Below are 26,194 nucleotides of genomic sequence, written 5' to 3'. Positions count from 1 at the left end.
TAAAAAAACAAGGGAAAAAATGAGAAAAATAAGGTGGTTAGAAGTACTTAGTACAATAATACTAGTTACCATTATATTCTTATTAAACATACAACTAATAAGTACTGCAGAAAATGAATTCTCAAATCTAAAAATAATAACTGATAAAGAATACTACGAAGTAAAAGATACAATAATAATAAACACGAAACCTGAACTAATAAATGAAAACATAACTGAATTATTAACATTAACAATAATAACAAGCACCAAAAAATACGATTACATAGGGATACCAAAATTCCCAATAAAATTTAATTTACCAGAACCAGACACATACAAAATACAACTAATAAATAAAAAAACAAGAGAAATAATAAGTGAAACAATAATAACAACCAACAAAGAAGAAACAACAATAGAAGAAACAACAAAATCAGAAATACTAGAACAAGAACAAATAACAACACAACAAATACAACAACCAACCCACATAAATCCAGGAGGAATCATCCTAGAAAATTACGCGGGAATAAAAAGACCTGCGTCACTACAACACATCTTTAATTCTAGAGGACCAAGACTTTTAATGGAAAACCCAATAAAAGCAATAGAAAAAATAGAAATAAAAGGATTAAAAGACGAAACACCCCCAAGACTAGGACTAGAAGACATAAACAAAGAAATAAACATAAACGGAAGACCCACAATAAGAAGCTACGCGATAGACCCAACAACTATGAACTTCGAAGAAGCAACAATAACAGCAATCGCGCAAGGAACAGCACTATACGAATGCAAAGAATACGACTTCGAAACCCAGACTTGTTGGGGGAACTGGCAAAAAAAGAGAAACCTAGAACTAGGAGAAATATACACATTCACACTAACACCAGAAGACCCACTATACAGCGAACTAAACGATACACTAGATTGCAGTTGCTCATACACACAAACAAGTAACAACGCACAAATAAGTTGCGACGTAACATGCGAATACACAGTACAAGTACCAACAGGAGCAACCTCTTTCTTCATGGAAGAAATACAATACAACGTAGACATAACAATGACATCTGCAGGAACAATAACTGCGGGATCACAAAACGCGTTCTTAGACCACGACGATAATCTTGGAAACGGAAACGAAATACAAGTAGGTTCATCAAGCGCAACATCATCCACAACGGTTACGTGGACAAATAACAATATAGATGAAACAGGAAGCCAATCATTCAACCAAGACAACTGCGATAACTGGCCAAACTACTGCACTTACTACATACATTTAGACGCATCACTAACATTCACCACGCCAGGAAACTCACAAAGAGAAAGCACAGTAGGAATAAGCCTGAACTGGGCAAACGCGAACCTGAACTACACAGAACCAGGAGACTTCGCAGTAATATTAGAAAACCCAGAAAACAATTACTACACAAGAGCAGACCCAAACCAAGAATTCGAATACATACCAACAAGCGCAGAAACCACAATCGAGAACTGCTCACTATACACAAACGAAGGAGGATGGAGCGCGAAGAACACCACCACGAATGTGAACAATGGCACAAGCAACTTCTTAAGCACAACTTTCACAAACGAAGGAAGCTATACTTGGAACATGATGTGCATAGACGAAAACGACGATACCACAACAGCCGTACTAAACAGAACAATACACATAGACAGAACACCCCCAATGATTACACTAATAAGCCCTGCTAATTCTGCAACGATAACAGATACAAGCGTCATATCTTTTAATTATAACGTCACAGATAACTCAACAATAAGTAATTGCTCATTAATAATAAACGGAACAACACAAAGCACGTACTACGACGTAGCAAGAGACACAACACAAACAATAAACCACTTCCTAGAAAACGGAGTATACGAATGGAGCATGCAATGTTATGACGGAGCAGGAAACCAAAACACGAGTGCAACAAGAACAATAACAATAGATATCACACCAGTAATAAATGAAGGATTATGGTACGAAACAAGCACAACAGACTGCGGTACATTACTTTGCGAATTAGGCCTAGCACAACAAACTGATGGAACACAAAACACAGTATCAGGAAGCGTAGGTTCAGGACAAGTAGTAAAAATAGTAGAAGCAACAAGTCCCTTCCTAGGAATAAACGGAGCAGAAATACCAAGTGGCTCAACAGTTTCATTCAGCACATACTACACAGACGCAGGAAACAATCTTAATGCCAGATGGTACTTATACAGACAAACAGAAACAGGAACAAACACCTTGATTTGCTCAAACACAGCAGGCTCAGGCGTAAGTGGTGGCGCCGCATCTACTGGCACATGCACTCCTTCAACAGATATTAGACTTCTTAGCACGGATAAATTATATTACGAAATATGGATGGGTAATACTCATCCAAACGCGGCAAGAACATTTATTCACGCAGTAGATCACACATCAAGCTTTGTTAATGCACAAGACTTCGTACAAATAGGAATACTAAGCACTGAACTAATACAACCAAATACATCTATTTCTGTTGGACAAGGAGATCCTTTTAATTTAACATGCGAAGTAGACTGCTACATGGGAACATGCCTAGACCTAAACGTTTATGCACAAAGTAATGAAAGTGGAACATGGAACAACATAGGAAGTAGCGGAATAATAATTCTAGGAAGCACCCAGAATAACCCTGAAGATGAAGGAGACCTTTTTAATTCAACAACCACCGTAACTTTTAATCTTGAAGGAAGCAACCCTGGAACAACCAACATAAGATGCAGAGCTGCATCTAAATATTCCACAGCAATAACATCCTCTGAACAAGTCACAGTAGGCGTAACAACAGAACCAGAAATAACTCTTAATTATCCTGGAAATAATTCTTGGATAAATGATGAACCAGTAATTTTCAGATACACTCCTCAAACATTTGGAGACTTAGATGTTTGTTATTTGTACATAAACGAAGAATTAAACCAAACAGATAACGACCCAACTAAGAACGTGGAAAACACTTTCTCAGTATCAGGATTAGAAGAAATAAGATATAATTGGAGTGTTATGTGCGAAGACGACGGAGGATTAATAGGAAACTCAACAACTTATTATTTTGACATAGACAGACAAGCACCTTACAACTTAACAATCTTCGAACCAGAAATTCCACAAGCAAACATAACACAATCATGGATAGATTTTGAATGGATAGTGCAAGACTTAAAATCAGAAAACATGACTTGTGAAATATACATAGACGGAGCGCTAGAAGACATAGTACTAGCTCAAAATAATACATTAACTACTACAACAATAGAAGGCTTCGCAATAGGAGACTACACATGGAGAATGGAGTGTTCAGATGAAGCAGGAAACACAAATATAACAAGTACTTATAACATAACAATAACAGATGTTCCACCAACAATAACATTGATAAGCCCAGCGAATAACGGAGGAGTAAACACAACCACTGCGACATTAGAATACATACCTTATGATGGATTCGGAATAAGTGAATGTTCATTATATGTTAATGGCTTATTTAATCAAACCAATACTAGCATAACTGCGAACATAATAAACACGTTCCAAATAGGAATAGAAGAAGCAGAATACAATTGGAGCGTACAATGTTTAGATTCGAACAGCAACCCTGGTTCGAGCGCTACATGGATTTTCTTCGGAGACTTCACCCCACCAACAATAACACTACACAACCCATTAAATGACGCTTACTTCACGCAGTCAAGCATACTATTCTCATACACCGCGAATGATAACTGGGCTCCTTTAATGTGTACGATAAACTTCAACGAAGAACCAAGTATAACTACGAGCACAACGAGCGGAACAATGGTTAGTGAAACAGGAACAGGATACCCTGACGGATATCATGATTGGAACGTGATGTGCACAGACATAGGCGGAAATATAAACACGAGCGAAACAAGAAACTTAACAATAAATCAAAGCCCAATAATAACACTAAACACGCCAATAAACGCGACACACCTCAACGACACAATAATAAATTTGACATACACCCCCGCGGATAATGACGGATTTGAATACTGCGATTTATACCTAAACGAAGCATACAATCAAAGAAACACAACGAACATAACCTCAGGAACACAAACATTATTCGAATTACTAGGACTAAGCGAAGGATATTATGATTGGAGCGTAACTTGCGTTGATGCAGGAATATTCTCAAATACTAATACGAGCACGAATAGAACATTCATAGTAGACAGAACACCACCTAGCATAACACCTTTAGATCCAAGCGAAAGTCAAACAGTAAACACATCCACACATAACTTTACTTGGATAACACAAGATTATTACTCAGAAGAAATGGTTTGTGATGTATACATAAACGAAGAAATAAACCAAACCAATATATTAACTGAGAACAACACAGAAACAGGAATAGAAATAAGCGGACTACTAACAGGGTTGTATAACTGGAGTATAACTTGTACTGATAAAGCAGGAAACACAAACAGTAGCGAAACAATAAACTTCGAAGTACTACTACCACCAAAAATCACACTGATAAACCCTGCGAATAACACAGGAAGCACGAATAGAGACACAACTTTTACGTACATACCAAGTGAAGGAAGCGGAACATTCACAACGTGTTCACTAATACTAAATGGAGCAACAGAAGCAACAAACACAAGCATAACTGCTAATGATGAAAACAGCTTCTTAGTAACAAATATGCCTGACGGCGCATACGAATGGAACGTACAATGTACAGACACTAATAGCTTAACCGGACAAGCAGACGAACCATGGATATACTACGTGGATAACGAACCACCATACGAAGTAACACTAATAAACCCATTAAATAACACAATAGAAACAGGAAACAACGTATCATTCACGTTCCTAGCAAAAGACGCAGTCAGCCCAGAAATGTACTGTGACGTGTTCCTAACAGAATACGAACCAATAATAGACACTTATCCAATAGCGAACTTCATATTAGTAGAAAATAACACGGAACACACAATAAATTATTTATTAAATGACGGAAATTATTCTTGGAACGTTCTATGTGTAGATAAAGCAGATTTATTCAACGAATCAGCAGAATACTTCTTCGAAGTAATCGCACCACCAAACGTCACACTAATAAGCCCAGAAAATTATACTTGGTTCAACACAAACAACGTAACACTAACATATTTCCCAGAAGACGATTTTCAAATAACAGGATGTGAACTAATACTAAACGGAGAAACAAATCAAACAAATAACATAATATTCAATAAACAAAATAACACTTTTGACTTAAACAATTTACCAGAAGGAGAATACAACTGGACAGTCGCATGTACAGATAATGATGCGAATACATACGCGCCAAACGAAAGCAGTTTCTACATAGACCTAACATCACCAAGCATAACATTGCACAACCCAATAATAGATGAATTACTAAACACAAGCACAATCACGTTTAATTGGACAGTCACAGACACACTAAGCCCAATAATGATTTGTGACTTATACATCGATGAAGAAATAAACAGAACAAACATAGTAGTAAATAATTCTGAGCCACACCAAGAAATCATAAGCGGATTCACAGACGGATGGTTTAATTGGAGCGCGCAATGTAGAGACCTAGCAACAAATAGTAATACGAGTGAAACAAGGAACTTCGAAGTGCAAGAACCGCCAATCGTGATACTAGGAAACCCAATTAATAATCATAGAACGAACATAACAACTATTAATTTGTTCTTCACGGCGTTCGATAATTCAGGAACAATAAATAATTGTACATTACTAATAAATGATGAACCAAACCAAACAAAGACTAGTGTAACTAATGGAATAGAAAATTCTTTTGAACTAACAAACCTAGGAAACGGAACATACAACTGGGACGTTATGTGTGCAGATCCCAGTGGAAACGAAGGAAAAAACGAAACAGGAAAAACATTCCACGTAGACTTAGCACCACCAATAATAACATTGATAAGCCCAGAAGTAGATCAGACATTTAATCAAAACGACATAACATTTTACTGGAACGCCACGGACTTCAACGAAACAACACCTTTAGTGTGTGAGTTAAATGTTTCAGATCCTCTAGGAGAAAGATTCGCAGATAACATAACTGGTATGTCAGGCGAAACTTTTAATTACACATTTTTCGGATTGGAAGATGGAGAACACTTCTGGAACGTAACATGTAAAGATGATTTAAACAACGTAAACACAAGCGAAACATGGAGATTCGTAATTAACCAACCTGACTTATACTTAAATGATACGAGAATAAGTTTTAACAACACGAATCCTGATTTAAACGAAGTAATAAATATTACTGCTAACGTGAGCAACCTAGGAGGAGTAGATGCAATAAACACGTTAGTTGAATTCTGGCAAGGCAACCCAGATGAAGAAGGAATATTAATAGGAAGTCAAACAAAAAACGTGACGTATGAAGGACACGAATTATATTGGGTTGAATGGAGCATACCAGAAGGATATCACACCATATACGTGATCGCTGATCCGAATAATACTATTGATGAATTAAATGAAACAAATAATAACGCAACGATTAACATAAGCGTACTAAGAAACATTATACACAAGCCTTTGAATGGAAGCGTGTTCAATTACAGCGAAGTATTATTTAATTTCACATTACAAGATTACACACAAGGATTAATTAATTACACAGTTTACGTTGACGAAGCACTCATAGGTGAAAGCGGACAAATACAAGACAATGAAAGCCAAGAAATAAACATAGCACTGAGCGAAGGAACAAGAACAATAACTATAAGCGCAGAAGACTCAATAGGAAGAATAAAAAACACCACGGTAACAATAATAGTTGATGAAACACCACCCGTACCAATAATTCTAACAAGCAACAATACATGGTTCAACACCACTAATCCAGAAATAAACATTACCGCGACGGACGGAGTAACAACAAACATAAGCTACACTTTGTACGTAAACGAAACAGAAACAGAAACAGGACACATAATTAATGGAACAATTCAAACAATACAACTAACAGGATTAGAAGAAGGAACCTACTCATTAATATTAGAAGCTGAAGACGAATCAGGAAACAAAGCAAACAGCACAACCACTATTATATACTTAGACGTAACACCACCAAGCATAACTCTGGACGCGCCAGAAAACGAAGAAAATTTCACAACGAGAAATGTGTTATTAAATTACACCATTTATGACAACATGGCACAAACATCTATTTGTTACGTAAACGTTTCAGGAACAACGCATGGACCATTTAATAATAACGTAGGAGAACAACAAAGCTTCCTCGCAGAAGACTTAGACGAAGGAGAACATTACTGGAACGTGATGTGCACAGACCAAGCAGGAAACACAAACACAAGCGAAACAAAAAATTTTAATGTGTTCATACCACCAGAAATAACACTGATAACTCCTATTAATAATTATTGGAGCAACCTATCCACAAATACTTTTACTTACCACGTAAGCGACGACACAGGAATAGAACAATGCTCCATTTATTTGAATAATGTATCTAACCAAACAAGTTTCTCAGTTAATAACAATAATAATAACACATTCATAGTAGAAAACATGAACGGAATCTACGAATGGAGAATAGAATGCCTAGATAACACAACTATGAACACACAAGGAATAAGCGAGAATAGAACGCTGAACGTAGACTTAGAAGCGCCGAAGATTAATATGATAACAGAAAATAATAATTGGTTCAACACAGGACCAGGAATACAATTCAATTTAACAGATAATTTAGCAACCACTATTAATTACACAATATATGTTAATGGAACAATAAACGTGGAAGGCACAACAAGCAATAACACATTAACAACGAGGAACTTAGAAGGACTAAGCAACGGAATCTACGAAGTAAGAATAGAATCAACTGATTTAGCAGGGAACACAAACACAAGCGAAACAATAATCATATTTTATGACACAATCGCACCAAGCGTAACACTTAATTACCCTGTTAATGACACAAACACAACGAGCACCTCAGTTAATCTTAGCTTTACACCAAGTGATAATATGGCACAATACTTAATGTGCTTCGTAACCCTAAATGATGATGCAATAGCAGAAAACCTCAACGTTACGAACGGAGAAGAAGAAATAGTAGAACTAACAAGTCTTATGGGAGGCTACTATTATTGGAACGTTACATGTACGGACCAAGCAACAAACACAAACACGAGTGAGACTTGGATGTTCTTCATACCAATACCAGACCTAAGCGTGAACGCTTCAGAGATATACTTCAGCAACGAGAATCCAAGAGAAAACGAAGAAATAACCATAAACGCGACTATAAGAAATATTGGAGGAAGCCCAGCAGGAGAATTCATCGTGCAATTCTGGGCAAACGAAGTAAACACAACAGGAAACCAAATAGGAGAAAACATAACCATACTTTCTCTAGATGAAAATGAATCAATAAATGTGAGCGTGAACTTCACAGTCCCAGTAGGAAGCACCGATATAATAGTGTACGTGAACCCCGACAAAAGAATCACAGAAGATAATTACACAAACAATATCGCTTCAAGAACAATAAGCGTTGAATTCTGGCACTACGCCCTAGGAACCACTAATGACACACTAAGAGTTACAGACGCATCCGCGGGACTGTTGTTTGAATGGAACGTTGAGAATTCAACAGGAAGCAACATATACGTAACAGATTACGACTCCGACATTTCATGGCTAACACTGCAAGCACTAGGAAGAGATACAAGCAACCAAGAAAGACTACAAGACTTCGAATTATTAGACACGGCGCTAGGTTCAACTAATTACGCGGACTCAATCAATAGAACATACACAGAAAACAACGCAGTAATAGAAACAGAATCAATAAACATCTTCGGAACAACAATCAACAACATACCAATAATTAACAGCACGAACAACACAAATTTCAAAACAGGAATCCTATGGGACTACCAAACAGGAACAGAGTACGACGGAACACAAAACATCTTGTTCATAACACGAATAAACAAAGGCGCGCAAGGATACAACTCAACTAATGATTTCGAAATAAGAATACCTGCGACACTAAGAGAATACTCAGGACCCACGGACAGAGTCGTGTTTTACACCGAACTAAAATAAAAACAAAACAAAGAAAGAAAAAAAAATGATTAAAAAAATGATAAGAAACGCGACGCGCTCGCCCCGAATAATTGACCAATGTTTCACCGAGTCTAGTATTTTTGTGTTTGTAAAATCAAGGCTCGCTTGGTGTTGTCGCTAAACCCAAAAAAGAATAAAAATGAGAAAATGAATAAAAAAAAAATACTAACAATCATTACAATATTAACAATAGTTCTAATTATAAATCTTTCAAGCGCAATAATATCTTATTACAATCCTAACAGCACCATATCAAACGGGTGGAGTCAAGGATCAGGAATAACACACACAGAAATAACAGATAGTGCACGACAACCAAACGCTCCAGATATTAACACATTCGTAGCTACAAGATCAAACGCGGTAGAAATATCAGAGTTCGGATTCCCTAACATAACAGAACAAAACGTTGTGAACATAACTCTTTGGGTATACACAGCAACAAGTAGCAATGCACAATACACTTTTTCACTAAGACAAGGAGCAACAACTAGATGCAGTACTTTTCTACCTGTAGACACAGGAATAGGATGGCAAAGCTGTACTTGGGACAACGTAACAGGAGACTTATCAGATATGAGAATACACTTAAGTGCCGCGACGAGACCAACCGGAGGAGGAGGACCAACAAATGCACAAGTATACGCGGCGTACCTCGAAATAGACACAGGACCCGAACCCCCAAACATTACATTAATTTCACCAAACACAGACACAACATCAATAAATGAACCCACCACGTTTAGTTTTAACGTAATAGATGAACTTTATACAACAATAGACAACTGCACGTTATACGTAAACTTCACAGGTAACTGGGAACCAAATCAAACAATTACGAACATAGATAACGACACAACTAATTCTTTCAACGTAACTCAAAACGACGGATACTACGAATGGAACGTGTATTGTGAAAACGAATTCGGAAGAGGAGCATTCGCAGAAAATAACAGAACCATTTACCTAAACATGAAACAACCAAGCATAACTAATTACGAATTAAATGAAACAAGCATAAGACAAAACAGAACAGTAAGATTTAACGCGACAATAACAGATTATTATGGAGTAGACACAGCCACAATCACACTAAGATATCCAAACACAACCCAAATAAGTTATGAACTAAACAGGAACGGAAACGAATTTTACTACACATTTACGAACACAATAAACACAGGAACATACGAAGTCACAAGCATATGGGCAAATGACACAAGAGAAAAATCAGGACAAATAAATCCCGAGATAAGCTTCGAAGTACAAGCAATACCACCAAACATTTTCAACTTAGTTTACCCCTTGAATAATACAGAATCAAAAACACTTAACCCAGAAATGGAATGGGAACAAACAACCACGCCAGACTTCGATAATTACACATTAGAATTTAGTAAAAATAATGATTTTAACATCATAGAACAAAGATACAACACGTTCGAAATAACAACTACTAATTATTCTATAAATAATCTTGATGACGATTCAACATATTATTGGAGAGTAATAGCTTACGATTTCTTCGGAAACCAAAGAATAACACCTTGGTACAAATACATAACAGACAATACACCACCAAGCATAACGCTAAACACACCCAGCAACGATTCATACACGAACCAAACAAAGAACACGTTTACGTTCACACCGAGCGATACAAACACAATAACTAACTGCTATTTATACACAAATACTACAGGAACGTGGACAATAGCTAATCAAACAGACAACGTTCAAAAAAACCAAGAAAACGAATTAAACGCAACGCTGAACGAAGGACGCAACGCGTGGAACATACGATGCTTCGACGAAGCAGGAAACAACGCATACAACACCCAAAATAATACATTAACCGTGGACTTAACGCCACCAAAACTAAACTTAGTAAGCCCCGAAAATGAAGAATTAATAATTGGCACAAACATAATACACTTTGAATTCAATGTTAGTGATGAATTATCAGAAATAGAATCCTGCTCATTAATCGTAAATGGAAGCATAGAACAAACAAAGTACGACGTAGTTAATAACGCAGTAAACGAATTTGAAAGATTTTTACTAAACAATTATTATTCATGGAGCGTAAACTGTAAAGACATAAACGGATGGGAAAACACCACAGATACATGGTTCTTCAGAATAGATTCCTTAGACGAAGATCCTCCGCTAGTAACACTGAATTATCCTGCAGCGAATGATTATGTTAATACAAGCGAAATAATATTTGAGTACTACGTAGAAGACGCATCAGACATCACGAATTGTACACTGTACATAAATGAATCCGTAGCAGATATATCTTATGATGTTGAAACGTTCACCACCAATAATTTTTTCGTAGCGGAATTCACAGAAACAATTCATACTTGGAAAGTACAATGCTTTGACGAACCAGGAAACGAAGGAAACTCAACCACCAAAACTTTTACTGTGGATTTAACAAATCCAGAAGTTATATTGAATACGCCTGAGAATGATTCATGGACAAAAGAATCAAGTGTGAATTTTAATTACTACGTTAATGATTCAAACATAGATTACTGCGCGTTGTACACAAACGAAACAGGAATAATGGAAGAGAGACAAACCCAGACTCCTAATAACGAAGAAAACAATACTATTAACAGAAACATGCCCCAAGGCACATATGCCTGGAACATTATGTGTATTGATTTAAGCAAAAGAAAAAGCTACGCAGAAAATAATTATTTAATAAACATAGATATTACCAATCCTGTTTATTCTAATGAAAACGTCACCCCCCTTAGTCCTAGTGTTTACGAACCAAGCACCACATATAATTTCAGCATAGAGTGGACAGACAACGTAGCCATAGACACCGTTTTGTTCGAACACAATTTCACAGGAACAAAAACAAATATTACACCAAACAAAGCGGGAAATACATATTGGTTCACAACAGAACTAGGCGCGGGGAACTACTCATATAAATGGTACGCCAACGATACAGTGAATAATAAGAATAATACGGAACAAAAAAGTTACGCGGTGTTAAAAGACGAATCAGAATTAATTCTTTACCTTGATGAGGAACAAAATAACATAACAATAAATGAAAATACGCTTGTTAATATTACAGCACAAATAAATAAGCCAAGTAACGGCTTCATCGAACTGTATTTGAACGAAGAAAAAATAAACCAAGGAACACACCAATTAACAAATATTACTATGTTCGAAGAACCCGGCGAGTACAACGTCACCGCGATTTACGAAGAAACAAATAATTATACAAACGCAGAAAAAAAATTAGTCATAACAGTAATGGACACCATATCTCCTAATGTCACACTTATCAGCCCAGAGAATGAAAGCGAAACAAGCACAGGAACAATAATACTAAGATACAACGTAACAGACGCAAGCCCAATAACTTATTGCGCATTATACATAAACAACGAATTAGAAGAAAATGATACAAGCATAACAAGAAACGAAGAACAAAACTTTTTATTTAACGCAGAAGAAAATACTTATGCTTGGCGAGTAGAATGCCAAGACACATATAATAATCTAGGAATAAGCAAAACAAGAGTGTTTACAGCGATAGACACGACTATTCAAAACGTTTACTTAGATAAGAGCAATAACACTTACGAACAAGGAGAACCAATCACAATAAACATAACCGTAACTGATTTCTTCGATGACCCACAAATAACAAATATATACACAGGAATAATAACAAGCAACACAAATGTTCCTTGGTGGAATACTTCATGGACGAAACGAAGAAAAATAACAATAAATGAAACAACAGGCGAAGACATAATACAAAAACTAGCAGTGATAAACGCAACTAACCTAGAAGGACTACAAGACTGCACAAATAATATAAGAATAATAAAACACGAAAACGAACCAGTAAACAAAGCATTCTTATTAAATAGTTCAGGAAGTGATTGGTGCGAGATACTCTTCGAAATTAATCAAGATGCGAATACAATAAATGAAGAACACTACTTATACTACAATCCTGAAGAAACAAATGCGGCGGAACAAATAACTATGTATGAAAGCGTATTGTTTAACGCTCAGCAATCAGCAAGCGATGAAGGAACCACTACGAACGTAGGAAACATAATCGGAAAAAATGATGATACTTTCGCAAGAATGACTGTTCCACAAGGAGGAGGAACAATATCCTCGCACGGACGCGCATTCATTAATGAAACTTTTAACGGAGACATAGAAAAAGTAGAAGTGAGATATCGATACGCAGTGCCTTCAGCTAGCAATCTTAATTGGGCGATGAGATACAGTGTTAATAGCGGGACAAGCTACGCGAATGCATACACAGGAATAACAACTGTTGCAAAAACCACTTCGCCATGGTACGACGTAACAAGCGCTTACGCATCACTTACCTGGACTAATCTAAACAACACAAGACTCCAAGGAAGAATGGTTAAATCAGGAGGAGGAGGAACCGCGACGGTGGATTTGTACTGGGTAGAAATGAACGTCACATACAAAAAACAAATAGGCGCAACAAACACAAACATATCAGAAGAAGAAACACTAATAGAATCAAGAAGCAACACTACTAACATTAACGGATTCTACACTTGGACATGGAACACACAAAACATAACAAGTAATAATTACACAGCTTACGCCGTAGCAAAACAAGAAGGATACGAAAACGGAATAAATACCACTTTCTTAATTATAACACCAGACATAACACCTCCAGTAGTCACACTGATAAGCCCCGAGAATGATTCAAGACAAGGAAAAGGAATAATTAATCTTAGCTACGAAGTTTTTGATTACAACATAGATAGATGCACATTATACATAGGAATCGCGGAGCAAGAAGAGAATGAAACAAAAACCGTGCAAAACGGAGAAAATTATTTTGAATTATTCCTAGATTACGAAGAATATACTTGGAACGTAAAATGCTTTGATAAAGAAAATAATGAAGCATACGCAAACAACAATTTTACATTCATAGTACTAGTCCCAGACCCCGTCCTTGAAACAACTCTTTACGAAAACAACACCATACGAATAGAATGGACTGATGAACCAGACGCAGAGTACTACAACATATACCTAACAAATAATTACGAAGAAGGATTCCCAGAAGAACCAAACATTACTAGCTACACTTTAAACTTTTTAGAAGAAAACCTAACAGGAATAAACAAATTATTCTACAAAATAACAATGATTTCAAACGGAAGAGAATCAGAAATAGGAGGACAAGCAGGAATAAACACACAAGAACTAAAAGAAGGATTCAACATGATAAGCCTGCCATTTTATTTGAATAATTACGAATTAGAAAATGGAGAAAACAACGGATTCAGATTCAACACTAACGAATCATGCACACTCACATTATGGGAATACGACCCCGAAAATGGAGGATTCAAAAAAACAGATTGGATAAACAACAAATTCGAACCAAGCACAGGAAACGAAGATTTCACAGAACTCAACCCACAAAGAGGATACTTCCTAGAAACAAACAAGAACTGTGAATTAAAAATAGCAGGCAACGTACCAATCCAAAATGAAACAATAACATTAGAAGAAGAACTAAACCTCGTATCGTGGCTGTCAGCAAAAGAAAAAGAACTACCACAAAACTATGAAGAACCACTAATAATCACAGACCCAGAATATTCAGTTACGGCAATAAACAGATTTAACGCGACAACACAAACATACGAATTAACAATACATGAATTCAACGATGAAGAAGAACCCTGGGGGTGGTGGCCCGCACCAGGAAATGAACACTTCACCAAGTTAGTACCAATGGAAGCATACTATTTTCACTCAAACACACAAGCAACATGGAGACACAAACCATGAAAATGATGATAAAACAACAAAATAACAAAACAGAGAATTTTAAGATACTACTAAATATTATGCTAATCATTTTTACAATCATTACACTTAGTAACATAGTTAATAGTGTTCCGTCACCACAAGGAATAGAAGGAACAATATATCATCCTGACGGATTAACAGAAGTCTTCGAAGAAATACCCCTAACTATTACTAACTTAGAAACACAAGAAAAAATAATTGCAAAAACAGGAATAGGCACAAGCGGAAGATACTCAATAGCCCTAAGCTGGGAAAACAATCCCTTAATAGAAATAAAAGTGCAAAACCCATACTACGAAAATTCCACAACTATAACATTAGAAGGAATGATGAGACCAGTCAATCTAAACATAAACATGGACTTCGGAAACGTACCACCAAACATAACATCCACTCCAATAACAGAAGCCGTCGCAGAATATGAATATAGGTACGAAGTGAAGAGTTTTGATTGGAACAACGACGAAATAACCCATACATTAAAAGAAGCACCAGAAAATATGAGTATAACCTCTGAAGGATTAATTACGTGGACACCAGGAAGATCACAATTTGGAAATAACACAGTGATAATAAACGCGAGTGACGGAGAATATTATGACTTACAAGAATACGAGTTGTATGTTTACGTAATAAAAGAATCACCAAGCATAATATCAGAACCTATAAGAACTGTGAAAAGAGGAGAATTATATGAGTACGAAGTAGAAGTTATTGATGAAGATTATGAATTCTTAAGATTTGAAGTTTTTAGAGGACCTGAAGGAATGACTTTCGTAGATAATGTTCTAACGTTCCAAATGAATAATAGTCACGAAGGCGAATACATAATAATAATAGACATCATAGACATCATGGACGAAGTAGAAAGACAAATATTCATACTAGGAATAATAGAACCAGAAATAAGTAGCAGATCAGAAAAAGAAGATGTTATTAATGATAAAATAGGTCCGCGAATAATTTTAATTACAGGAATAAAAGATTTTGAAATAAACAATACTGATTTAGTCATAAAAAAAATAAGTATAAACAACGAAGAAGAAATAACTCTGGAAATAAAAGAAACTAATCCTTTAGATGAAGGTGTAAGAACAATAAACACTAAAGCGTATAAGTACTTCACAATAAAACCAAACAAAGCAGTAACCGAGAAAACAACTATTACTTTCTCAGTGAATAAGAAATGGTTAGAAGAAAACGGATTAAAACCAGGAGAAATAGTATTAAAGAAATACAAAGAAGGATTCTGGGAGAATCAATACACTAAGCCATTAAAAGAAGAAAAAGAAAAATATTTGTTTGAAGCAGAAACACAAGGACTTTCTTTATTTGTTATTACACACATCGATGAAGCAAAACCATTACCTACACCCATACAAATAAGTAAAATAAAAACTAATTATTTATTCATAGGAGAAATACAAATAATTAATGATGCGGAAAAAATAATAAGTCTTAATGAGAAACAATTAGATGAAATAAATAAAAAAATGCAAATAAAAGGATTGAACCAAAAAAATAATGAAACAGGGAAGTTCGAAACAAGAATTGTAGGAAACAAAATTATGTATTATGGAAGCATAACAGGAAACAAAGGAGATGAAATCACAATACTGCTGGATTTGAATAAAAAAGAAATAAAACATGAAACAACAATTAAAGACATAATAAACGAAGAAAACATACAAATAAACGAAAAAGATATTTCTAAAATAAAAAGAAATAACGCGATAATAATACTATTTATTATAACTATACTAATAATTTTTTACGTGACTATGAAACCAATAATAGAAAATAAAAAAAATAAGAATAAAAAAATAAACAAGCAAATAAAATGGAAAAAATAAACAAGCAAAAAAAACAAGTCCTTTATTTAACAATCGCACTAGTAATAATTATAAGTCCAATAATTGTGATAAGCCAACCAACAACGCCTATGAACATAGAAGGATACATATTCCTAAACGGAGGAGAAAGAGCCCCAAACGGAGTACCAATAATAATAAACAACACCAACACAAACCAAGTATTTGAAACAGAAGTATCAGCACCACCAATACCATCACGAAAAGGAGCATACTCCGCAGTAATACAAGGAAGCACAGGACATGAAGTAATAGTGAGAGCATACAACGACACGCACTACGGAGAAACCACTGCTACACTAACAAGTTCATTAACGCAAATAAACGTCACGATGAACCTTACTAGAGATTCAGAAGTAAACGTTACAATAATACAACCAGAAAATAATGAGTTGATAAGTCCAAATACTGATTTTAACGTTAGTGCAAACATCACGGCTTTAATAGGAGACGCGAATCAATGCGAAGCAACCATCACGATAAGCAACACGAGCATAGCTAACGTAAAAAACGGGAACACTAATCAAATAAACCAAATACTAAAAGATGAAACCATCACAACAATATTCGAATTAGAAAGTTACGGACCAGGACAAGTAAACATAACAGTACAAGTTTTATGCGATAGCGACGGAATAATATTTGAAGGAAAAAACACAGACACAATATACAACATAACAATAATAGATGATTTACCTCCTGTAATAACAATAATAAGTCCCGCGAATAACACAGAAGAAAAAGCAACCAACGAAATAACTTTCAGATACAACGTCACAGATCATTCAGAAATAGAAGAATGCAGACTAATAATAAATGGAACAACTAATCAAACATCAACGAGCGTTGAAAAAAACATTGAACAAACATTCACAGCCACACTAGAAAATAATTATTATGAGTGGAGAATAGAATGCGACGATTTTTACGAAAACACTGGAACAACAGAAACACGTAATTTATACGTGCGAGTTTATTTCCCAATCATCACAAACATAGCAATACAAGAAATAATAAACCTTAATCCTGGAAACACAAAAACAATAACTTGCAACGCGACGATAGAAGACGAAAACGGAGCAGATGACATAACAAGTGTAAACGCGACTTTGCACAGAGAAAAAATACTTGATTTTGAACAAAACAACAACAATGTTTACATAAATAATTCCTGCTCTTTAATTAGTTCATCAGAAAACATCGCTGAATACAGCTGTGATTTTAATGTTTATTACTACGCAGAGAACGGAACTTGGCACTGCAACGTAACATCCCTAGACCAACAAGGATTAACAAATAATAATTATGAAAACACAACTATTGACACGTTGTACGCAATTAATTTATCATCATTAATATTAGAATATGGAGAAATACCAACTAATGATTTATCAGAAGAAAAAATCTTAGAAGTACAAAACATAGGAAATATGCCTTTAACGGTTTTTGTGAGAGGATACGCAGGGAGTGAACCAGAACAAAATTATTCAATGATATGCGATAATTCAGAAACCATACCTTTAGAGAACCAAAGATATTCAACTATTGCAGACACTGATTTCAACGAAAAAAACGGATTAACCTCGACGTTCCAAGAAATAATAAATAATATGCAAAAACAAACAACTGAAACAATGATAAGTCAAAACACTTATTGGAATTTACAAACAGTGCCTATGAGTGTTACGAATTGTGAAGGAACAATCGTGTTTTCAGTAACAAACTAAAACTAAAAAGATGAAACAAGAAAAAAACAAAAAGAAAAAAAGCGAATCAAAAAAAGAAATAATGCTATTATTCTTAGTTGTTTCACTATTATTAGTTCCTATGATAAACGCGTCAATAAACTTAGAGAAAACAGAGTACGAACAAGGAGAACAAGTAATGTTCTTCGTGGAAGGAGAAGAAACAGATAAATTAGAAATAATACACCCAGACCGAGTTTTCAAATTAATAGGAAACGTGGAAGGAGAACACAGATTTTACCCAGAAAACGGAGGAGAATACTTAATACAATTAATAAATAAAGAAAACGAAGTAAAAACAGCAAAAACATTTTACGTTAAAGAAAACTATGAACTAATACAGAACGCGTATTTTAAAACTAATAAGAAAGAATACAAAATAGGAGAAGAAGTCATAATAGAACTAATAGAAAACATAGACATAACAAAAGCAACTATAAGTTTTCAAAACATAGAATATTCATTCATGGGAAAACCAGAATTCCCACTGAGTTTTTACCCAGATAAAATAGGTACATACACGATCATATTAGAAGACACAGAAAAGAAAAAATACGAAGCAACATTTGAAACCAAGCTAATAACGAGTTACCAAGAACATCGTGTTTTTGGAAGTCATAAAACAAAGCCTTTACAAATAACAGATTCAAAAGGAAAATTACAAGACATAAAAATAGAATACAAAGAAATAATTAATTTAGCAAGAGGAACCGCGATAAAAGAAATAGAAGAAGAAAACCTAGAAAGAAACAAGGAATACGACGTAGAAATAACAAAGAAACAACAAAGAATAAGCATAAAAGGATACAAGTACGAAGAAAACAAGAACATAATATTTGAAGAAACAAGAAACAAAAAAATAAATGAAAAAAACAGTAACATATTCTTAATAAACATAGATTTGGAATTTGAAGAAGCTACGTTTAAGAATGTAGCGAAAGGAACAGAATTAATAAAATGCGAGGAGTGGAATTTCGAAGAACAAAAATGCGAAGAGAACTGGGAAAAAATACAAGAATTAATACCTGGCGAAGAATACGAAGTAACAATAACTAGTGGAACAAATACTTACGCAGAAACAGGAGTCGCATCAATAAACACCAAGAAATCAATGTACAAAACAGGAGAAATCGCAGAAATAATAATAGTTGTTCTAGATAAAGATGGTTACTTAGTACCAGAAGCAGAAGTGGAAGTTAACGTGACAACTCCTAATAACAAAACACTCACTTACACAACAAAAAACAATACAGTGATTGGAGGAGAACAAGGAGTGTACTACGCGAATCACACCACTGAAGAAGAAGGAAGATACGAATTAAGTGTAAGAGCAGAAGGAAGAGAAGTTAAAGATTCTATGAAGTCATACTTCATAGTATTAGAAGAATATGACTTTGACATAATCAGAGAAACACCTGTAACAATAGACCCTTTCCAAGGACCCTTCGAATCAAGAATAAAAATAACGAGTCTGAAAGAAACAGAGACATTCAACTTCACAGAAGTGCTACCTATAAGTTTTAAAGTACAAAATTACGAACCCGCAACGAAAACAACAGACGAAGAAAATGTTTACTTAACATGGCACAACATAAAAAACGATACGGAAATAAAATACGAGTTTAATTCTCCTTTCATAATACCTTACTTATGGGAACTAGGCCCAAGCATAGTAACATACGAAGAACAAGGAGAAACAAGAACATTCACAGAAGCAAGACCCTGGTACCTAGCAATAGACCCTATAACATACTACGATCCGAGCAGTGACATAACAACTGAGTGGAGTAGCGGAACAGGAACAAGCTATACACAAATAGTAAAAACAACTAGACAACCAACCGCGCCAACAATCTCAACGTACGTAGCAAGCCAAAGAAGATCAAATCAAATATCAGAATTTGGATTCTCAAGCATAACAGAAACAGGAATTGAAGAAATCACGCTGTGGGTGTACACCAGCACTGGAGGAACATCAACATACACTTTTTCCCTAAGAAGAGGAACAACCACCTTGTGCAGCAACACAGTACCTACCGATACGAGTTTATCATGGAGAAGTTGTAGTTGGGAACCAAACGGGGACCTATCAGGACTAAGCATACACTTAAGTGCGGTAACCGGAGCAGGAGGCCCATCAAATGCATTCGTATACGCAGCGTACTTAGAAGTAGATACCGGGACGCCCCCACCAGAAGTAACACTAAACGCGCCAGCACCTAATGCTATCATGACTAGCACACCAATAAATTTTAACTTCACATCAACAGACAGTACATACACAACGATGACATGCAGATTATACACAAACACCACAGGAACATGGGAGATAAACACAACACTAACAAATGTACAAAACAATACACAAACAAGCACATCTCTAAGTCCTAGCGACGGAGTATATAATTGGAATGTTGAATGTGAAAACCAAGACGAAAAAAGCGCGTTCGCAGAAAACAACAGAACAGTGTACGTAAACACCAACGCGCCACTAATACAAAACGAAGCACTAAACGAAACCACAATAAGACAAAACAGAACCTTACATTTTAACGCCACCATAACTGATAGCTTCGGAATAAGCACAGCTACAATAAGTGTTACGTACCCAAACAGTAGCGTGATAGAACACGAACTACAAAACAACGATGATGAGTACTACTACGAATTCACAAACACCTTAGAAGAAGGAATCTATAACGTCACGAAGATATGGGCAAATGACACATTAGGACAAAGCAACGAAAAAAATACTAATTTGTGGTTCGAAGTACAAGCAATACAACCAACAACATTTGATTTAATAAGCCCAGAGAACGCAACAGAAAGCAGAGAATTAACACCTACCCTGACTTGGGAAGAAACCACTACGCCAGACTTCAAAAATTACACAATAATACTAGATAAAGACCCTAACTTCGGAAGCCCAGACTATATTTATACCATGACTAGCATAAGCAATACTAATTACACAGTGGATCTCGCATTAGACGCGAACAATGTTTATTATTGGAAAGTCATAGCTTACGACGTATTCGAAAACAGCAAAGAATCAACAAATTATTTCAAATACATAAACGACAGAATTAACCCAACAGTGACTCTGAACAATCCTGCTAATAATCACTTCGCATCAAATGATGAAGTAACATTTTCATACACGCCTAATGACGCAAACACATTAGATTATTGCGAATTATTAACAAACGAAACAGGAACAATGGAAGTAAGACAAACAAATAACACAATAACAAATAACCAATTAAATTATTTCACAAGAACACTACCAGAAGGACCAATAACGTGGAACGTGCGGTGTTATGATGAAGCAACAAACCAAGGAAGCGGAACACAAAGACAAGTAACAGTAGACACAACAGGCCCAGTAATAACACTAATAAGCCCAGAGGATGACGCGTTAATAGATGACACTAACTTCGTAACTTTTACAGCTAATGCATACGATGAATTATCAAGCGTGAATTATTGTGAATTAATAGTTAACGGAAGCGTAGAAGAAACAAATACAGAGATAACAGATAACATAAATTTTAATTTTTCAACTTTCCTAAACAATAACTACTACGAATGGAACGTGCGATGCTACGACGACTTAGGAAACGACGAAACAAGCGAAAGCAGATACTTAACAGTTGAATCATTAGATAATGATCCTCCTATTATCACACTGATAAATCCTGTTAATAATAGATACTTAAACACATCAACAACGTTCTTCGAATACTTAGTAGAAGACGCGACAGGAATAGACAGTTGTTCATTATATATAGATGGAGACTTCGAAGAAGAAAACACTAACATAATTAATTTTGAAAAAAACAACTTCACAATTAGTTTGTTAACAGAAAAAAAATATAACTGGAGCATAACATGTACAGATAATAGCAGTGAAAGCAACACAGGATACTCAACAACGAGACACTTCACAATAGACTTGACTAATCCAGAAATCACGTTAAATTCCCCCATTAATAATTCTTTTTTGAATTATGATAACATCAATTTCGAATACACCCCAACAGACACAAATCTACATTATTGTGAATTACACACAAACTTCACAGGAAACTTCGAAGCAACAGCTAACCACACCAATCCCACGAGCGGAGAAATAAACATTTTTAACGTTAACTCCCCAAGCGGAATATTTGTTTGGAACGTAAAATGTCATGATTTAAGCAAAAGAAAAAACTTCGCAGAACAAAATTTCACGTTAAGCGTAGACGTAGAGGCACCTAAGTACAGCGAAATAAACATTAATCCATTAACGCCTGCGATTTATGAAAATAATAAAAAATATTATTTCAACATTACTTGGACAGACAACTTCGAAATAGACACAGTAATACTAGAACACAATTTTACAGGAATAATCAGTGAAGAAACCCTACAAGGAATTAACGATGTTTATAATTTTTCAATACAAAATCTTAACTCAGGAACATATTATTACAAGTGGTACACCAATGATACTTCAGGAAACGAAAATGAAACAACCATTTACAGTTATGTTATTAACAAAGCAGAACCAACAATTAATCTTTACCTAAACAGCGTACAAGACAACATAACAATAAACGAAAATAACGACGTCTTAATAGAAGGAGAAGTTATTATTCTTGGAGATGGATACATAGAATTATATTTGAATAACGAATTAATAAATAAAGGAACAGGAAGCGTTAACAACAACACATATTTCTCAGAACCAGGAGAATACAACATCACCATGATATTTAATGAAACCCTAAATTATTTGAAAAAACAAAAAACTTTTTTCATAACTGTTAATGACATAACACCACCTAATATTACTTTAATAAGCCCAACGAACAACACATTATTAGCTACGGGTTCAAGAAACCTTATTTACAACGTGAATGACTCATCAAACATCCTAAATTGTAGCTTATACATAAATGATGAATTAAATCAAACAAGCACGAACATAACAAAAAATACTCAACAATCATTCACAATAAACACAGAAGAAGAAACATACAATTGGAGAATACAATGTTTTGACGAATACGAAAATGAAGGAACAAGCGAAACAAGAACATTCACAGCAGTAAGTGATGAAACAATAAATGTTTATGTTAATACAGAAAAAACATGGGAACAAGGAGAACCTGCAATAATAAAAATAAACACAACAGACGCATTCGGAAACACACTACAAACTCAAATCACTAACTACATAATAACAGGAGAAACAAACACGCCTTGGTGGAACACTAACTGGAAAAAAAGACAACAACTAATAATAAATGAAGAAACAGGAACTAACCAAGAAAACATTTTGATAGGAATAAACATAACAGGACTTAATAATATACAAAGTTGCGAGAATGAATTAAGAATAATAAAACATGAAGACGCAACAAAAACAATAATACCAAGAAGAATATATTACACTGATAACAGTGAATGGTGCTACTTCGTTTTCTACGGGAACTTAACCGCGAACGAAGAAAACAAAGAATATTACGCGTATTATAATAATAGTGGAGCGAGCAATCCTAATTATAACGTGGATGTAACCACGCATACTTTGTTTAACGCGCGAGAATCAGGAGCAGATGAAGGAACACCAACAAGTGTTGCAAACATCATAGGAAAAAATGATGATACATACGCAGAAATGACACAAGGAGGAGGAGGAGGAACACATTCCGCGCATGGAAGAGCATTCATAAATGAAACATTCGGACCAATACAAAAAGTAGAAGTAAGTTACAGATACCAAGTACCCGCGAGCTCAGGAACGTGGTCATTAAGATACAGCGTGAACGATGGTGCAGATTACTCTTCTCTAGCATCAGGAACAACGACTCAGACTAAACAAACAAGTTCTTGGTATGACATAACAAATATTTACTCAGAAATAACTTGGACAGAATTAAACCGAACAAGACTGCAAGGACACGTCACAAAAACAGGAAGAGGAAGCATAACTATGTATTTGTTCTGGGTTGAAATGAACGTTACACATTACAAGAATCCAGAAGTTATCGCAACAAATAATTCAGAAGAAGAACTAAAAAACAGCGAAACACAAAGCACAGATTCAACAGGTTACTTGGAAGTTACTTGGAACACGAAAGACATAGAACTTGGAACTTACTCAGCGGTATCTCTTGCCACAGCAGACACCTATAATGATGCAACTAATAACTATACTTTCAACGTGACACCAGACGCGACACCACCTAACGTCACTTTAATCAGCCCCGAGGATTGGTTTGAGAGTGGTAAAGGAAATTTTGATTTTAGTTATTACGTGTTTGATTACAACTTAGATTATTGTACTTTATTCATAGGAAATATTAGTGAAACACTAAATGAAATAACAACAAATAACAACCCTACGAATGATGAAACAAACACGTTCGAAAACATATTCGTAGACATAGGTGTTTACGAATGGAACGTGCGATGTCACGACGAAGAAAACAATTCTGCTTTCGCAACAAGCAACTACGTATTAAATATTTCAGCGCCTGACTTAGTAGTGAGAAGCGAAGACATATGGTTTGAATACACTCAACTAATAGAAGGAACGACTTATACTATTTTTGCTAACATAACAAACGAAGGATTAAGCCCTGCGGAAGAAGAATTCAACGTAAGTTTTTATTTACAAAATCCAGCCACAGGAGGAGAATTAATAGGAACAAGCACCATAACGAGTTTAGCTAGTTTAGAAACAAAAACAGTCAATACAACTCATAACTTAATCATAGGACCAAACAATATATATGTATTAGTTGATGAAAAAAACGTGATAAACGAAACAGACCTTACTAATAATAAAGCAAATAACACCTTGAATTTAGAATTATATCAATATTATTATGGAAACACAACTTCAGATATAGTGTTAGCAAAATCAGATTATTCATTATTCTTAGGATATCCTAATAATACAGGGATAAAAGGACATGTATTCTTCGCGGATGCGGACTCAGAGATATCATTTCAAGACTTGCAAGCAATAACAAGGAACACGGATGGAAACTTAGTCGCAGGGGACTTCTCAGCAATAGATGAAGTTATGAACACAACTCATTTATCAGACTCAATACGAAGAACATGGGGCGGAGGAACAGAGACACCATTACAAACAAGAACGTTCAATGTTTCTTCAGGAATAATACATAATGTTCCAGTGGTTCCAAGCACCGAATATGAGGACTTCGTAACAGGAATACTTTGGGATACTAGTCAAGACACAGGTAATCTAAGATATGATTCAGCCGATAAAGAAGTAATAGTTTTTATTACGGAACTAAATCACGCGAAACAAGGAAAATACGGAGTGTATGATTTTGAAATAAGAGTTCCTGCAACACTAAGAGAATACAGCGGTGAAAATAACAAATTAGCTTTTTACTTTGAACTAAATTAAAAAAAGTCTTTTTTTAAAACGATTCTGCTAATCCAAAATCATCAAAACCTTTATATAACAGAATAATTTTATAAGGACTAAAAAGAGGGGGAAGTAC

At 35.2% G+C, this 26,194-nt stretch carries 5 protein-coding genes; all 5 read left to right on the top strand.

Annotated features, from left to right (window positions below; genetic code table 11):
• Positions 1–19 precede the first annotated feature (19 nt).
• The 5 genes from KO361_00180 to KO361_00160 all read left to right on the top strand — a co-directional run bounded on the left by KO361_00180 (position 20) and on the right by KO361_00160 (position 26,097).
• Positions 20–9,154, top strand: a complete 9,135-nt coding sequence (locus KO361_00180) for a hypothetical protein (protein MCC7573995.1) — start codon at positions 20–22, stop codon at positions 9,152–9,154.
• Positions 9,155–9,322: 168 nt separating this feature from the next.
• Positions 9,323–15,028, top strand: a complete 5,706-nt coding sequence (locus KO361_00175) for a hypothetical protein (protein ID MCC7573994.1) — start codon at positions 9,323–9,325, stop codon at positions 15,026–15,028.
• Positions 15,010–16,902 carry a PGF-pre-PGF domain-containing protein gene (locus KO361_00170; GenBank protein MCC7573993.1) on the top strand — a complete coding sequence of 631 codons (1,893 nt, stop codon included), beginning with the start codon at positions 15,010–15,012 and terminating at the stop codon, positions 16,900–16,902. The genes KO361_00175 and KO361_00170 overlap by 19 nt, the downstream gene beginning before the upstream one ends.
• Positions 16,890–18,647: a hypothetical protein gene (locus KO361_00165; protein ID MCC7573992.1), complete on the top strand. Its 1,758-nt coding sequence runs from the start codon at positions 16,890–16,892 to the stop codon at positions 18,645–18,647. The genes KO361_00170 and KO361_00165 overlap by 13 nt, the downstream gene beginning before the upstream one ends.
• A gap of 10 nt (positions 18,648–18,657) precedes the next feature.
• Positions 18,658–26,097 carry a hypothetical protein gene (locus KO361_00160; GenBank protein ID MCC7573991.1) on the top strand — a complete coding sequence of 2,480 codons (7,440 nt, stop codon included), beginning with the start codon at positions 18,658–18,660 and terminating at the stop codon, positions 26,095–26,097.
• The last annotated feature ends 97 nt before the right edge of the window (positions 26,098–26,194 follow it).

The organism is Candidatus Woesearchaeota archaeon (assembly GCA_020854775.1).
Classification (GTDB): Archaea; Nanobdellota; Nanobdellia; order Woesearchaeales; family 21-14-0-10-32-9; genus 21-14-0-10-32-9.
This window is presented reverse-complemented; position numbering and strand designations above follow the sequence as displayed.